The 13387-nt window shown below is 37.4% G+C and carries 14 protein-coding genes; 13 read left to right on the top strand and 1 reads right to left on the bottom strand.

Annotation, left to right across the window (positions count from 1 at the left end; translation table 11 throughout):
* Positions 1-10: 10 nt before the first annotated feature.
* The 10 genes from ACNHOZ_RS22775 (at position 11) to ACNHOZ_RS22730 (ending at position 8814) form a co-directional block, all read left to right on the top strand.
* The gene (locus ACNHOZ_RS22775) at positions 11-1024 is read left to right on the top strand and encodes a methionine ABC transporter ATP-binding protein (RefSeq protein WP_014460790.1); all 1014 of its coding nucleotides are present in this window, start codon (positions 11-13) and stop codon (positions 1022-1024) included.
* On the top strand, positions 1025-1690 hold the full coding sequence (locus ACNHOZ_RS22770; RefSeq protein ID WP_014460789.1) for a methionine ABC transporter permease: 666 nt from the start codon (positions 1025-1027) through the stop codon (positions 1688-1690).
* Between the two features lie 579 nt (positions 1691-2269).
* Positions 2270-3097 carry a MetQ/NlpA family ABC transporter substrate-binding protein gene (locus ACNHOZ_RS22765; protein ID WP_014460788.1) on the top strand — a complete coding sequence of 276 codons (828 nt, stop codon included), beginning with the start codon at positions 2270-2272 and terminating at the stop codon, positions 3095-3097.
* 55 nt (positions 3098-3152) lie between these two features.
* A complete protein-coding gene (locus tag ACNHOZ_RS22760; protein ID WP_048018569.1) occupies positions 3153-4235 on the top strand; it encodes a methionine ABC transporter ATP-binding protein in 1083 nt (360 codons plus the stop codon).
* Positions 4174-4827, top strand: coding sequence for a methionine ABC transporter permease (locus ACNHOZ_RS22755; RefSeq protein ID WP_048018570.1), 654 nt, complete (start codon positions 4174-4176; stop codon positions 4825-4827). Before ACNHOZ_RS22760 ends, ACNHOZ_RS22755 begins: the two co-directional genes overlap by 62 nt.
* Positions 4828-4867: 40 nt before the next feature.
* Entirely contained in the window at positions 4868-5719 is an 852-nt protein-coding gene (locus ACNHOZ_RS22750) for a MetQ/NlpA family ABC transporter substrate-binding protein (RefSeq protein ID WP_048018571.1), read from the top strand.
* Positions 5720-5740: 21 nt separating this feature from the next.
* Positions 5741-7090, top strand: a complete 1350-nt coding sequence (locus tag ACNHOZ_RS22745; protein ID WP_447697289.1) for an LLM class flavin-dependent oxidoreductase — start codon at positions 5741-5743, stop codon at positions 7088-7090.
* 126 nt (positions 7091-7216) lie between these two features.
* Positions 7217-7357 carry a hypothetical protein gene (locus ACNHOZ_RS22740; protein WP_168760331.1) on the top strand — a complete coding sequence of 47 codons (141 nt, stop codon included), beginning with the start codon at positions 7217-7219 and terminating at the stop codon, positions 7355-7357.
* A 189-nt stretch (positions 7358-7546) separates the two neighbouring features.
* Entirely contained in the window at positions 7547-8293 is a 747-nt protein-coding gene (gene map, locus ACNHOZ_RS22735) for a type I methionyl aminopeptidase (protein ID WP_045291382.1), read from the top strand.
* Between the two features lie 212 nt (positions 8294-8505).
* On the top strand, positions 8506-8814 hold the full coding sequence (locus tag ACNHOZ_RS22730) for a DUF5634 family protein (protein ID WP_048018573.1): 309 nt from the start codon (positions 8506-8508) through the stop codon (positions 8812-8814).
* Positions 8815-9666: 852 nt separating this feature from the next.
* On the opposite strand, the gene ACNHOZ_RS22725 is transcribed toward ACNHOZ_RS22730, so the two are convergent.
* Complete coding sequence (locus ACNHOZ_RS22725; protein WP_048018574.1) at positions 9667-10140, bottom strand: YbaK/EbsC family protein; 474 nt, start codon at positions 10138-10140, stop codon at positions 9667-9669.
* Between the two features lie 316 nt (positions 10141-10456).
* On the opposite strand from ACNHOZ_RS22725, the gene ACNHOZ_RS22720 reads away from it, so the two are divergent.
* The 3 genes from ACNHOZ_RS22720 to hutH all read left to right on the top strand — a co-directional run bounded on the left by ACNHOZ_RS22720 (position 10457) and on the right by hutH (position 13376).
* Positions 10457-10648, top strand: coding sequence for a hypothetical protein (locus ACNHOZ_RS22720; protein WP_033578521.1), 192 nt, complete (start codon positions 10457-10459; stop codon positions 10646-10648).
* Between the two features lie 37 nt (positions 10649-10685).
* Entirely contained in the window at positions 10686-11510 is an 825-nt protein-coding gene (locus ACNHOZ_RS22715) for an aldo/keto reductase (RefSeq protein WP_048018575.1), read from the top strand.
* Positions 11511-11864: 354 nt separating this feature from the next.
* Entirely contained in the window at positions 11865-13376 is a 1512-nt protein-coding gene (gene hutH / locus ACNHOZ_RS22710; RefSeq protein WP_028413924.1) for a histidine ammonia-lyase, read from the top strand.
* The last annotated feature ends 11 nt before the right edge of the window (positions 13377-13387 follow it).

The raw sequence follows: 13387 nt of genomic DNA, 5'->3' as shown, positions 1-13387 counted from the left end.
AGGGGCTAGAATGATTGAACTGAAGAAAACTTCTAAAACCTATAAAGTGAACGGAAAAGCAGTAGAAGCTGTTAAAGATGTTTCGTTAACGATTAATAAAGGTGAAGTATTCGGTGTTATTGGCTATAGTGGAGCTGGAAAGAGCACATTAATCCGCTGCATCAATTTATTGGAAAAACCAACTTCTGGAGAGGTCATCATTGATGGAAAAAATCTATCAAAGCTAAGTAAGCAAGAGCTGCAGAAAACGAGAAGAAAAATCGGCATGATTTTTCAAGGCTACAATTTATTAAAAACGGCAACAGTTTACGACAACATAGCGATTCCATTAAAGCTAGAAGGCGTAAACAAAAAATTAATTCAGGAGCGCGTAGAAAAATATTTATCAATCGTAGGACTTTTAGATAAACAAAATCATTATCCTTCACAGCTTTCCGGCGGGCAGAAGCAGCGTGTTGCTATTGCTCGTGCGCTAGCGCATGAACCTGAGATTTTATTAAGTGATGAAGCAACTAGTGCACTTGATCCCGAAACGACCGAAGCCATTTTGAGCTTACTGTTAAAGATTAATAAAGAGCTTGGATTAACAATCTTTTTAATCACGCATGAGTTAAATGTGGTACAACGCATTTGTGACCGAATTGCCGTTATGGAAAATGGACACGTCGTAGAAGAAGGTACAGTCGTTTCCCTTTTTACTAACCCTAAGCATCCGACAACAAAACGCTTTGTAGAATCTGAAAATACCTTCACTATTCCGTCTGAAATAATGGCGTCTTATCGCAGTACCGGTAAGCTGGTTTCTTTGCACTTTGTTGGAAATGAGCTTTCAGAAGAACCAGCTTTAGCTTTAGTTTCTCGGAAATTTAATGTATTGCCAAGCATATTAGCAGGGGGAATTGAACAGCTAAAAAACCACACTCTGGGTAAGTTACTCGTTCATTTACGCGGTGAAAAGGAAGAATATGAACAAGCGATTACATACTTAACAAATCAAGGCGTAATTGTAGAGGAGGTAAACTAAATGGCTGCTTTCTTTAATGAGTGGGGAAGTGTAATCTGGGAAGGTTTATTGCAAACTGCTACGATGACCATTATCTCGTTAATTATTGCCATCATCATTGGTTTACCAATGGGAATCTTTTTAGTAATGACAAGACCAGGTGGTCAAGCTGAAAATGTGTGGGTATATCGAACGTGCAACTGGATTATTAATATTATTAGATCCATTCCTTTTATCATTTTATTATTTTTCATCCTTCCATTCACTAAACTAGTTGCTGGTACTACAATTGGCGTACAAGGTGTTATTGTCCCTTTAGTTGTGTATACAGCCCCTTATATAGCTAGGTTAATGGAATCTGCATTACTTGAAGTAGATAAAGGTATTATAGAAGCTTATCAATCAATGGGAATCTCAACACCAAAAATTATTTGGTATGTTGTTGTTAGAGAAGCACGTTCAGGTATTATTCTTGGGCTGACAATAGCTACTATTGGTCTTATTGGAGCGACGGCGATGGCAGGGCTTGTTGGAGCAGGAGGGCTTGGAGACATAGCTTTTCAATACGGACACTTACGTTTTGAGCCGACTGTTATGTATACAACCATTTTAATTTTGATTATTATTGTTCAGTTGATACAATCCTTGGGGAATTATTCAGCAAGGAAGTTAAAAAAAGACAGCTGACTATAAAAATAAGAAGCTCACGCATTATAGGTGCGTGAGCTTTTTATTTAAATGAAACACATTTTTAGTTCTTCTATAATTAACGGGTTAATGACCGACAAGTGTTCAGTACTATTTCTGTTGATTGCTGAATGGTTCTAACGGATTTTCCTCATTTCATCTTAAAATTTTATTGCTTGTCTATAAAACAAAAGAGGCTCTTCCAACGTTATTGATACGCTTGAAGAGCCTCTGGTTGACCAGAAGGGCTGTAGAAACACTTTGTCTAGATTTTTTATCTAATGCTTGATTAAAGCACCTAAGTATAGCGAGCAAGCATGAAATATGTAATCTCACGGTTTAAAAATACTAAATTGACAGTCAAAAAGATGTTTGGTATATTTTTCAAAAGATTTAAAATTCTTATTGGAATTATCGGATTTGAAAATGTTTGTTAAACATATAGTTTAAATAGAACAGTCGACCAGACGAATGGAGACAAAAATGACGGGGGTTACCTGAGAGTTTTTGTCTTTTTTAGTGGCAGCAGATTAACGCTATATGTTTAATGCATCACAAATAGTGGAGGTAGAGAGAGAAATGAAGAAATTTGTATGGCTTTTTGCATTATTAGCAGTGATTACTGTTGTGGGAGGGTGTGGAAATAAAGAAAAAGCATCTGGTCAAAATAGTGACAAGAAAGAAGATATAGTTCTTAAAGTGGGAGCAGCTTCCACGCCGCATGCCGAAATTTTAAAGTATGTGGAACCTGATTTAAAAAAAGAAGGTATAAAGTTGGACATTGTAAATATTAAAGACGGCATACAGACAAATGAACAAACAGCAAATGGAGAATTAGATGCCAACTATTTTCAGCATACGCCATACTTAGAGCAAACGAATAAAGACAGTGGATTAAATCTTGTCAGCGTGAAAAACGTTCATATTGAACCTTTTGGAGTGTATTCAAAAAAAATAAAATCAATTGACGATTTATCCAAAGGAGCAAAGGTTGCTGTTCCTAACGATCCGGTGAACTTTTCACGTGCACTAGAGCTTTTCGAGGCTAATGGAATCATTGAATTAAACAAGAAACCTAGTGGTAGCTCTTATACGGTTGAAGATATTTCGAAGAATAAAAAGAAGCTAGACTTTGTTGCAGTAGACGGCCCGCTTCTTGTACGCTCTCTTGATGATGTAGAAGCTTCAGCTATCAATACAAATTACGCTCTTGAAGGCGGGTTCAAACCAACTGAAGATGCGTTAATTATTGAAAAGAAAGAGTCTCCTTATGTGAATATTTTAGTGACTACGAAAGAGAAAAAAGATGATAAAAATATTCAACGTTTAGCAAAAGCACTTACTACAGATAAGGTTAAAAAGTTTATTAATGACAAATATGATGGCGCAGTCGTTCCAGCTTTCTAGTATAGGAGTAAAAAAGAAATAGGAATAACAGTTTGAAAGAAAAGGAGGGTTTCTTTTGATAAAGTTTCAATGTGTTTCAAAAATATTCGAGAGTGGCTCAAAGAAAGTTGAAGCTCTAAAAGACATTGACTTAACGATACAAAAAGGAGACATATTTGGAGTAATTGGATTAAGCGGGGCGGGGAAGAGCACACTGCTTCGAACGATTAACCTGCTGGAGTACCCGACGTCAGGTGAAGTCATAGTAGATGGAGAAAACTTAGCAACGTTATCTGAAGTAGAGCTAAGAAAAAATAAAAAAAGAATCGGCATGATCTTTCAACACTTTAATCTATTAAATTCAAAAACAGTGTTTGAAAATATAGCAATGCCCCTTATATTAAGTGGAAAACCAAAAAAAGACATAAAGATACGTGTAGAAGAGCTGCTTCATTTTGTAGGTTTAGAAGACAAAGCAGGTGCATATCCCGATCATCTGTCAGGAGGTCAAAAACAGAGAGTGGGCATTGCACGTGCATTAGCCACAAACCCTTCTATTTTATTATGTGATGAAGCAACTTCCGCATTAGATCCGCATACAACAGAATCTATTTTGAAATTGCTGAAAAAAGTTAATGAAGAATATCAAATTACGATTGTAATAATCACACACGAAATGGAAGTCATTAAGCAAATCTGTAATCGTGTCGCTGTGATGAAGGACGGGAAAATTATTGAAACAGGAAATGTATTTGATATTTTTTCAAATCCACGTACTGAAATTGCTAAAAATTTTGTTCAGTCCGTTGTTCGAGATGACATTCCGCAAAACATGTATGAATTAGTACAAACTACAAATTCAAATCAGAAGATTTTTAAGATTAATTTTCTCGGCAGCAATTCCGGTCAATCTGTGATTTCCACCTTATCAAAGCGCTTTAATGTACAGGTGAACATTTTACTTGGAAACATTACGGAGTTACAGGGCATTCCATTTGGGCATTTAATTATTGAATTAATTGGCACACAAGAAGAAATAGACAGAGCTGAACTATATGCACTGCAGCAAAATATAAAAATGGAAGAGGTGGTTGCAAATGTTAGAAGTAAGCCAAGAGTTGATATTAGCGGCTTTGTGGGAAACACTGTACATGGTTAGTGCTTCCTTGCTTTTCGGGGCCTTAATTGGCATTCCTTTAGGGATTTTACTCGTTGTAACACGCAAGGGGCATATCCTTGAAAATCGAGTTGTTTTTTCAATTTTAAATCCTATTGTAAATATTTTTCGTTCGATTCCGTTCATTATTTTACTTGTAGCGATTATCCCATTTACAAGGTTCGTCGTCGGAACGACTATTGGTACAACGGCAGCTATTGTTCCGCTAGTTTTACATATTGGACCTTATATGGCTAGACTCGTTGAAAATTCTTTGCTTGAAGTAAATGAAGGTATTATTGAAGCAGCGCAAGCGATGGGTGCTTCTAAAGCTCAAATTGTATTCCGTTTTTTAATTCCAGAGGCCTTTCCCTCTCTTATTTTAAGCTTAACAACTGTCACAATTGGGTTAATTGGAGCAACGGCAATGGCCGGTGCTATCGGAGGCGGCGGACTTGGCGATTTAGCTATTACTTACGGCTATCAGCGCTTCAGCACGATTACCATTGTAGTCACCGTTGTGCTTCTTATTATTATTGTTCAAGGTATTCAATCTTTAGGAAACGTTATAGAACGCAAGATTAGAAGAGTGTAAGAACGTATTAGAAGCAAGTTTTTTAAAAGGAGAGTTATAAATGAAAAAACCGATATTCCTGCTTCTGCTGTTGTTCATCCTCGCCATAACAGGATGTTCTAATTCCTCATCCAGTGCCAATAGTAAAGAAGCTAAAATTAAAGTAGGCATTCGAAGCTCTGAACTTAGGACGTGGGAATTTATAAAAGAGAAAGCAAAAAAACAAGGGCTGGATATAGAACTTGTAAATTTTTCTTCAGCTTATGATCCTAATCAAGCCTTAGTCGAAAGAGAAATAGATGTAAATGCGTTTCAGCACGTTGCTTATTTAGATTTGTTTAATCAAAAGAACGGAACCGATATTGTGCCAATTGGAACGACGATCATTGCGCCTCTAGGTCTTTATTCTGAAAAATATAAATCATTAAAAGACATTCCAAATGGTGCTCAAATTGCTGTTCCAAATGACCCTTCCAACTGGGGAAGAGCACTAATTTTGCTGCAAGAAGCAGATTTGATTACAGTGGTCGAAAGCTTTGATGGTAACGGAGGAGAGGATAAAATTAAAAGCAATCCTAAAAATTTAAAGATTGTTCCCGTTGATTCTGCAAGCACCCCCCGCGTTATGCAAGATACGGCGGCTTCCATTATTAACAACGGTGTAGCTGTAGAAGCAGGTCTAAGCTTAAAAGATGCACTCATTCATGAAAACAAAACAGCGAAGCCCTATATTAATGTCATCGCTGCAAGAAAAAAAGATCAGGATAAAGCGTATTTAAAGAAGCTAGTAAAAGTGTATCAATCCAAAAGTACGGCTGCCTTTATTAAAAAAACATACAAAGGAAATTATATTCCGACGTTTATTAGTTTGAAAGAATTGAATACGTATAAAGACACGTATGAAACAAAATAAGGACTAAATAGGGGTGGGAAAATGGCCAAGGAACGAAAAATGAAACTTGCCGCTTATTTGATTGGCACAGGTATGCATGTAGCTTCATGGCGTCATCCTGATTCAAAGCCTAACGCAAGTATCGACGTTTCTGTTTATCAAAAACTTGCACAAACCGCCGAAAGAGGGAAATTTGATATTGCGTTTATTGCCGACAGTTTAGCAGTAAATGCAGAGTCACATCCTCAGATTTTAAATCGATTTGAACCTGTTGTCATCATTACAGCAATGGCAGCAGCTACTGAGAAAATTGGCGTTGTTGCCACATCTTCAACTACTTACAATGAACCTTATACACTAGCACGCCAGTTTGCCTCTGTCGATCATGTAAGTGGAGGAAGGGCCGGGTGGAACGTTGTGACTACAGCAGATGCAACAGGTGAAACGGCGTTAAACTTTAACCGTGATACTCATTGGGAACATGATCACGGATACGAACGGGCAGAAGAATTCATTGATGTTGTTCAAGGGTTATGGGATTCGTGGGAAGATGAGGCCTTTTTATATGATAAAAAAAACGGAGCGTTTTTTGATGCTAATAAGGTACATGAGCTTAACTATAAAGGGAAGTATTTTTCTGTAAAAGGGCCGTTAAATATCGCTCGTTCCGCTCAAGGACAGCCAGTTATCGTTCAGGCCGGTTCTTCAGAGCCGGGACAGCGCTTAGCGGCAAGAACGGCAGAAGTGGTATTTGCTCACAGAGATAATATAGAAGAAGCCAAAAGTTTTTATAAATCCCTTAAATCAAGGCTTTCTGAATACAATAGAACAGAAGCGGATTTACATATTCTTCACGGCATTTCCCCTATTATAGGAGAAACAGAAGAAGAAGCGGTTCAAAAATACAGCGATTTACAAAAGCTAGTGAATCCGTATGAAGGATTAAAGTTCGTTTCTGGGTATATGGGGAACGTTGATTTTACGAAGTATGCCCTAAACACTCCTGCCTCAGAGATAGAGTTTCCATCCGTGAATGGCATCCAAAGTCAGTTTGATGAGATGCTAAGAATTATAGCAAGGGAAAAACTTACCGTAGGAGATCTTTATACGCGATTTTTCGGTGCTGCAAGGAAAGATAACTTTGTAGGAACCCCCATTCAAATTGCGGACGAAATGGAAAGATGGTTTCAGGAAAAAGCAGCGGACGGATTTATGCTGCAGTTTCCTTTGCTTCCATCTGGCTTAGATGATTTTGTAAATCTTGTTGTACCAATCTTACAAGAGAGAGGTTTGTTTCGATTAGACTATGAAGGAAACACATTAAGAGACCATTTGGATCTTAAAAAACCTGGAAATAAGTTTGTTGATGAAGGTGTAAAGCCTATCATGTAGAAACAAGCCAAATAAAAGTATTTTAGTTAAAGGTAAATCCGAACGATTAATAAAATTTATTAATCGTTCGGATTTTTTTGTTGTTGTGGTGAACGCAGGTTTCAGGTATGCAGGTGTTTCTAGCTGTTGATTGGAGGGCGAGGAGTGCAAGCGACGAGGAGGCTCATAAGCCGCCCGCGGAAAGCGAATTCTTGCACGGAAATCAACAGCGGTGTAACAAGCGGTTCAGCTCATGTATCCAATTTGTCTGTCTTTAGATTCATTTGATTTAGGTATGTCTCAACCTCTTTTTTGAGCATTTAATTGGTTAAGAAACAAAAATTTAGCATATAATAAATATCTTACTAATCTAATTAATCATACATTTTAGTTCTTAAAAGGTCTTTTGAAAAATCCTCATAAAAATATGATAAAATCGGATAGGATATATATTTCGAGGAAGGAAAGTGTTTTTTTATGATTATTGGTAACGAACAAGATTTAGAAAGTTTACGCAAAATTGGACGCATCGTTGCACTTGCGCGCGAAGAGATGAAAAGCCAAGCAAAAGCAGGTATGACAACAAAAGAACTTGATATGATCGGTAAAAAAATATTGGATGAACACGGTGCTATTTCTGCACCTGAAAAAGAATATGATTTCCCAGGTGTAACGTGCATTAGTGTCAACGAAGAAGTGGCTCACGGTATTCCGGGAGATCGCGTATTAAAAGATGGCGATTTAGTAAATGTGGATGTATCTGCCGTACTTGATGGCTATTATTCAGATACAGGCATTTCATTTGTTATCGGGAAAGATGAAGAAAAAGAAAAGCTGTGTCAAGCTGCAGTAGATGCATTTTGGGCGGCTATGAAAAAAGTAAAAGCTGGTTCAAAACAAAACCAAATTGGTCGTGCTGTTTCTAACTTTGCACACCAAAACGGATACGCGGTTATTGAAAATTTAACGGGTCATGGTGTTGGCCGCAGCTTGCATGACGCTCCTAACCACATTTTAAACTATTATGATCCAATGGATAAAGCACTTTTGAAAAAAGGTCTTGTTATTGCTGTAGAACCGTTTATCTCTATGAAAGCTGATCATATCATTGAACGCGGAGACGACGGCTGGACGTTTGTTACACCTGATAATAGTCTTGTAGCACAATGTGAACATACGATTGTTGTAACAAACGGTGAACCGATTATTTTAACTGAACTATAATCAAGTTTCTCTATAGATCTCGGTAACAAAAAAGCTACTTCACTTAGCAATGTTTTTTCATTGTATCAATAGTGAGGTAGCTTTTTTTATTATTGTGTAATGAATGAATTTCATATTGAGTCGCTTTGTTTATACAACGTTTGAAAGATAGTGTAATTGAATATGCTCAAGGGAATGCTAAGTATAAATCAAAATGAAAAGGGGTATGAAATGTGGAATATGTAGGAAGAGAAGCGATTGTAAGTGAACTGACTCATCATATGGATGACATTTTAAACAAATATAACCTTCAAGGCGTTTCTGTATATGAAGAAGAAGGAGAAGGAAATCATTATTATCTTGGCTATACAGTAAAAAAGAATGATCAGGTGTTTATGGTTAACAAACCTTATATAAAAGATAAAGACGGGAAACTAGCAGTAGAAAAGCAAGAATGGACTCTTCAAGGTAACGAAGGAGAAACAAATGGATATACTTCACTTGAAGATGCATTTCAACAAATTGATCAAATGATACATTAAATAAATTTGATCAATTTCACTGCGGATGCTTTTCTTTACTTGCGTGAGAATGAGTAGAAGAGGCACTGATAGCTGGCGCGCTTTTTTCGCTTATAGGATCTAAATTTTCTTTGCTATAAAGTCTAAAAATTTGTTTTTTTAGGTTTTACTATATAAATACGGGGTACACATATAGTACAGCAGCTATCATGCAAATGGTTGTTGTGGAAGGTTAAATACTTAGCGTTTGAAGGGACTGATTAGTTTTGAAAGGCTTAACAGCGACTTCAGCAAATGTATTACCGCAAATTGAAAGCAGATATTCGTATCTGACACAAGGCACTTTGGTTATGAACCGATATACGTAACGAAAGGGCCTGACTAGGCAAACAAAGGAAAGACTGAATCAACGAGAAGAAGCCTGCATCTAAACATGTAGGCTTCTTCTTTTTTACAGATGAAAATAAGGCGATGAGTGCGTACATAACGGGTATAAATTAAAAAGATTCACATTCAGTCCATTTTTCGTGCACGTTTTTCTTGAAAAAAGGTCATAAGTTGAAGATACTGTATATAACTGTGTAAAAGAATTTTTGAAGAAAAAATAGTAAATCTGCTTGAGGTGAAAATGGTGAGAAAAGCAAATAAAAGTGAATTTCTGTGGAATACGTTAGACGGCTGGCTTTTTATCCCTAGGAACATTCCTTTACTATTTCTTTTTGTATTTCTCTTAGGGGTTTCTTACCTAGGTTGGGTTAAGCTGTTTCATAAATTCGTTTAGATACACCAACAAGCTGAAACAAAAAATTGTTTCAGCTTGTTGGTGTACTGATTGATTTATTTTATGTATATCTGTACCTTAATTTACCTAAGTTATTCATTCCATCCTTTGCACACATCAACCCATTTTAAGCATTTCGAAAATTCTTCTAGTTCGGGTATTGTTAATTCAATTGCACTATTTCCACTTCCACAGGCAGGGAAAACGGTAACAAAACGTTTCAGAGATTCATCTAGATACACGTGAACACCTTCATTAACGGCAAATGGGCATACTCCGCCTACGGCATGACCAATCAGCGTTTCTACTTCACTTGCTCCAAGCATTTTTGCTTTGGTTCCGAACTCTTCTTTATATTTTCGGTTGTCAATTTTTGCATCTCCCGCTGCCACAATCAATAAAACGGTTCCTTCTGTGTTAAAAGAAAGACTTTTTGCTATTCGTTGCGGCTCGCATTTTAAAGCTTGCGCTGCCAGTTCTACAGTAGCACTGGACTCATCCATTTCAATAATTCGATTCTCCATGTCATATTGTTTAAAATATGCTTTTACTTTTTCAATCGCCATTTTTTATATCCATTCCTTTCATTGAATCTCGCAAATATGTATGATTGCCTTACAGAGGATGTACAGTTTCTCTTTGAAATAAAAAATTCTTATTATTTTGTATATACGGAAATTATACACAACTTATCAGTTAAAAGCACATATTCGTTTTAATTAAAAAAGTTACGTAGGTAAAGTATTTTTAGCTGATTGAAGCAGGATTACGGAACCCTTTGACGAATGTAACTATGTCGGCTGCGAAAACATAGGCATTAGAACAAAAGATAAATGATGAAATTGAAAAGGCGCAAATGTTCTAGTGAAATGAGGAGAAGGAATGCCAAATTTACACACTATCGTCAGTTTCTTTAGCAGTACATGTATGGCAACGATGAGTATGATTTATTTGTTTTCCCTTGTACCGCGGGCATGGTCTTTTAAATTTCGATTTGGAGCCATGATTGTAGGAATCCCAGTCGGCATTATAATGGGCCAGGTTGCTATGCTGATCGGCTGGCACCATCATTAAAACTTTGAACTTTTTAACAAAAAAGGAGACATGTAAAATGAATATTGTCACATTAAACAACGGCTTAAAAATGCCTCAGCTTGGATTTGGCGTATGGCAAGTAGAAGATAACAAAGCAGCAGCTGCAGTGTCAAAAGCAATTGAAGTTGGATATACCTCTATCGACACAGCTATGATTTATAAAAATGAAGAAGGAGTAGGTCAAGCGATTAAAGAATCTTCTGTTCCTCGGGAAGAGCTGTTTATTACAACAAAAGTTTGGAACAGCGACCAAGGCTATGAAAATGCACTACGTGCGTTTGATGAAAGCCTAGAACGATTAGGACTTGATTATGTGGATTTATATTTGATTCACTGGCCTACTCCTCAATATGATGAGTATGTGGAGACGTATAAAGCATTAGAAAAGCTTTATCACGATGGCAAAGTAAAAGCAATTGGCGTCTGCAACTTTGAAATTGAGCATTTGGAGCGCTTGTTAAATGAATGTGACGTAACGCCTGCTTTAAACCAAATTGAGTGCCATCCGTATCTTGCTCAAAATGAATTAAAAGAGTTTTGCGCCAAACATAATATTTTCGTGGAAGCATGGAGCCCTCTTGATCAAGGAGGAGAAGTGTTACAAGACGAGGTTATTCAAAAAATTGCTGAAGTACATAGCAAAACTCCGGCTCAAGTTGTATTGCGCTGGCACTTACAGAACAACACAATTGTCATTCCTAAGTCAGTTACACCGTCTAGAATAGAAGAAAACTTTAACGTGTTTGATTTTGAACTTACTGCTGATGATATGGCAGAGATTAATGGATTAAACAGCAACCGCCGCAAAGGTCCGCATCCAAGCGACATGAACGTCCGATAACGTTTGAAAAATAAAATTGTGCAGCCGTGAATCATCGCTGCTATAAGAAATAACGATTTTATTTCAGATTATTTAAAATTTTCTTAAATAATAATTGACAAATGATTAATTCAGCGTAATACTTAGTGTAGGTACCCTAGTTGCTTTAAGTTGTACAGCTTAAAGTGTATAGTGATTTAGTCATTTAGCGATTGTATGTATAAGTGAAATACTGATTATTAATAAAAGCCCATAGTGTAAGTAGGTTAGTTTATAGGGGGCTATATCAAAAGGAGCTTGTTTCCTCTTTGATATAGCCCCTTTTTGTGTTCAAAAAGAAAAGGCAGTCTACAGTTTAACAAGGGAGCGGGTATGATGTTTATTCAAATTGATGGAAATTCACTGACGTTCGACCAAATTTACAAAGTTATTTACCAAGGATACTCTGTGAAAATTAGCGATCACGCAGTTGAACATATACAAAAAAGCAGAACGTTAGTTGAAGAGAGCATTACGAACAACAACGTAATTTACGGAGTGAATACGGGATTTGGAAAGTTTAGTGATACGGTTATTTCAAAAACAGACTTAGCCGATCTGCAGATTAACCTGATTCGCAGTCATGCCTGCGGACTAGGAGAGCCATTTTCGTTAGAAGTAAGCAGAGTCATGCTGCTTTTACGAGCGAACGCATTAGCTAAAGGGTATTCCGGAATACGACTGGAAACCTTGCAGCTTCTTATCGATTGCTTAAACCAAAACGTAGTACCGGTTATCCCGAGTCAAGGTTCGCTTGGAGCTAGCGGTGACTTAGCCCCGTTATCACATCTAGCGCTGCTGCTAGTTGGCGAAGGAGAAGCTGTATATAATGGTCAGCGAATGCAAGGAGAAGATGCTTTAAAGCTAGCAGGGCTTGAACCTATACAATTACAGGCAAAAGAAGGGCTAGCTTTGATCAACGGCACTCAGGCAATGACGGCTGTAGGAGTAGTTTCGTACCTTGAAGCTCAAAAGCTCGCTGATCTTGCTGACGGAATTGCAGCACTGACATTAGAAGGTCTGCAAGGTATTGTAGAAGCATTCATGCCTGAGTCACATGCAGTAAGACCTTACCCGGAACAACAGCAGGTAGCTGCCCGAATTCTTTCGTACTTAGAAGGCAGTCAATTAACTACTTCTCAAGGTCAAATAAGAGTGCAAGATGCTTATTCACTGCGCTGCATTCCTCAAGTTCATGGTGCTATTTATCAAGTTTTAAATTATGTAAAAGAAAAGCTGTTAATTGAGATTAATTCAGCAACTGATAACCCGCTCATCTTTGCTGACAGCGGCAAAGTAATTTCTGGAGGGAATTTTCACGGGCAGCCCATTGCGTTTGCTATGGATTTTCTAGGAATTGCAATGGCGGAGCTTGGGAATATTTCTGAACGGCGCATTGAACGAATAGTAAACCCTCAGCTTAGCGGGCTGCCCGCATTTTTAAGTGCAGATCCAGGTCTGGAGTCCGGGCTCATGATTACTCAATACGCTGCGGCTTCATTAGTTTCCGAAAATAAAGTATTAGCGCATCCATCAAGTGTTGATTCTATCCCATCTTCAGCGAATCAAGAAGACCATGTCAGCATGGGAACGACTGCTGCACGTCATGCTTATCAAATTATCCAAAATACAAGAAGAGTTCTATCAATCGAAGCAATTTGTGCGGCTCAAGCAGCCGATATTCAAGGAGTGGATAAACTTGCTTCAGAAACAAGAAAAATTTATTCAAGAATTAGAAAAACCGTACCAACCATTATGAAAGATCGAATTTTCTCACGTGATATTGAGGCGTTAGCAGCTGATTTCAAAACTTTTGTGCAAGATACGAATTATGAACTAGCACTGTAATAAAAAGTTAG

The organism is Priestia sp. D51 (assembly GCF_053345675.1).
Note: the sequence above shows the minus strand (reverse complement) of the source record. Positions and strands in the feature narration are given on the sequence as shown.

Bases quoted from the DNA above. Each gene is read 5' to 3' on its own strand.
- ACNHOZ_RS22775 (WP_014460790.1), top strand. From the start codon at position 11: ATGATTGAACTGAAGAAAACTTCTAAAACCTATAAAGTGAACGGAAAA.
- ACNHOZ_RS22770 (WP_014460789.1), top strand. From the start codon at position 1,025: ATGGCTGCTTTCTTTAATGAGTGGGGAAGTGTAATCTGGGAAGGTTTA.
- ACNHOZ_RS22765 (WP_014460788.1), top strand. From the start codon at position 2,270: ATGAAGAAATTTGTATGGCTTTTTGCATTATTAGCAGTGATTACTGTT.
- ACNHOZ_RS22755 (WP_048018570.1), top strand. From the start codon at position 4,174: ATGTTAGAAGTAAGCCAAGAGTTGATATTAGCGGCTTTGTGGGAAACA.
- ACNHOZ_RS22750 (WP_048018571.1), top strand. From the start codon at position 4,868: ATGAAAAAACCGATATTCCTGCTTCTGCTGTTGTTCATCCTCGCCATA.
- ACNHOZ_RS22745 (WP_447697289.1), top strand. From the start codon at position 5,741: ATGGCCAAGGAACGAAAAATGAAACTTGCCGCTTATTTGATTGGCACA.
- map (WP_045291382.1), top strand. From the start codon at position 7,547: ATGATTATTGGTAACGAACAAGATTTAGAAAGTTTACGCAAAATTGGA.
- ACNHOZ_RS22725 (WP_048018574.1), bottom strand. From the start codon at position 10,140: ATGGCGATTGAAAAAGTAAAAGCATATTTTAAACAATATGACATGGAG.
- ACNHOZ_RS22720 (WP_033578521.1), top strand. From the start codon at position 10,457: ATGCCAAATTTACACACTATCGTCAGTTTCTTTAGCAGTACATGTATG.
- ACNHOZ_RS22715 (WP_048018575.1), top strand. From the start codon at position 10,686: ATGAATATTGTCACATTAAACAACGGCTTAAAAATGCCTCAGCTTGGA.
- hutH (WP_028413924.1), top strand. From the start codon at position 11,865: ATGTTTATTCAAATTGATGGAAATTCACTGACGTTCGACCAAATTTAC.